Genomic DNA, 1,467 nt, shown 5'->3' on the forward strand with positions numbered 1-1,467 from the left:
TGCGCCGCCGTGGGGTCCGATGACGAGCGGAACCATGCCCTCCTTGTCGATCTTCTCGACCACGTCGGCGACCTCGGACAGATCCGACTCGTCGTGGGCGACGATGCCGATGATCCGGCCGTCCAGCGGCCACTCGGCGCCGACCTGCGACAGGGCCGGGCTGGGGGTCGGCGCAACGTCGTAGGCGACGGTCGGCTCCGGTGCGGGCAGGCCGAGCCCTTCGGCGACCGTGGCGCACAGGTCGGGGTCGATGTTCGCGAGGACGCCGAGGGCGCGCTCCTTGATCGCCTGCTCGTAGCACTTGCCCAGTTCGAAGGTATAGGCCTGCGTAACGTGGGTCTGCTCGACCGGGCTGAGACTGGCGTAGAACAGTCGGGCCTGGGAGAAGTGGTCGTCGAAGCTCGCGGGGGCGGCGCGCAGCTTCGTCGACTCCGGCATCGGCACCGGCACCTCCACGAACGCCGTGTCCGCGCCGGCGAGGAACGGGCAACCGGCGTCGAGGGAATTCGGCCGATACGGCGCGACACCGGGATGGACGCCCGTCTGGTGCATGCCGTCGCGCAGCATGTCGTTGACCTCGGCGTGGGGCCGATTGATCGGTATCTGCCCGAAGTTGGGCCCACCGAGCCGGCTGATCTGGGTGTCGAGGTAGGAGAACATCCGCGCCTGCAGGAGCGGGTCGTCGGTGACGTCGATGCCCGGGACGAGGTGCCCGGGATGGAACGCCACCTGCTCGGTCTCGGCGAAGAAGTTCGTCGGATTCGCGTCGAGCGTCATCAGCCCGATCGGTTGGACGGGGGCCAGTTCCTCGGGGACGATCTTGGTCGGGTCGAGCAGGTCGATGCCCTCGAACGTCTGGTCCGGGGTGTCCGGGAACGCCTGGATGCCCAGCTCCCATTCCGGGTACGCACCGGATTCGATCGCGTCGGCGAGGTCGCGGCGATGGTAGTCGGGGTCCATGCCGTTGACGATCTGCGCTTCTTCCCACACCAGGGAGTGCACACCGAGTTTCGGCTTCCAGTGGAACTTCACGAGCGAACTCTCGCCCGCCGCGTTCACCATCCGAAAGGTGTGGACGCCGAAGCCTTCCATCATCCGGTACGACCGCGGGATGCCGCGGTCGGACATGTTCCACAGGGTGTGCGCGGTGGCTTCGGTGTGCAGCGACACGAAGTCCCAGAACGTGTCGTGCGCGCTCTGCGCCTGGGGGATTTCGCGGTCGGGGTGCGGTTTGGCGGCGTGGATGATGTCGGGGAACTTGATGCCGTCCTGGATGAAGAACACCGGGATGTTGTTTCCCACCAGGTCGAAGGTGCCTTCTGCGGTGTAGAACTTGGTCGCGAATCCTCGGGTGTCGCGGACGGCGTCCGCCGACCCCCGGGAGCCGAGGACGGTGGAGAACCGGACGAAGACCGGCGTCTCGACGTCCTTGCCGAGGAATGCGGCCTTGCTGATCGGGTCGGCGGA

The 1,467-nt window shown here is 67.2% G+C and carries 1 protein-coding gene; it reads right to left on the minus strand.

Annotated elements, in window-relative coordinates; genetic code table 11:
- Positions 1 to 1,467: catalase (locus tag ACFTZB_RS45590; RefSeq protein ID WP_378442588.1), on the minus strand; the 1,467-nt coding region annotated here is incomplete at both ends.

Origin of the sequence: Rhodococcus sp. NPDC057014 (assembly GCF_042673295.1) — a bacterium.
In the GTDB taxonomy this organism is placed as follows: Bacteria; Actinomycetota; Actinomycetes; order Mycobacteriales; family Mycobacteriaceae; genus Rhodococcus_F.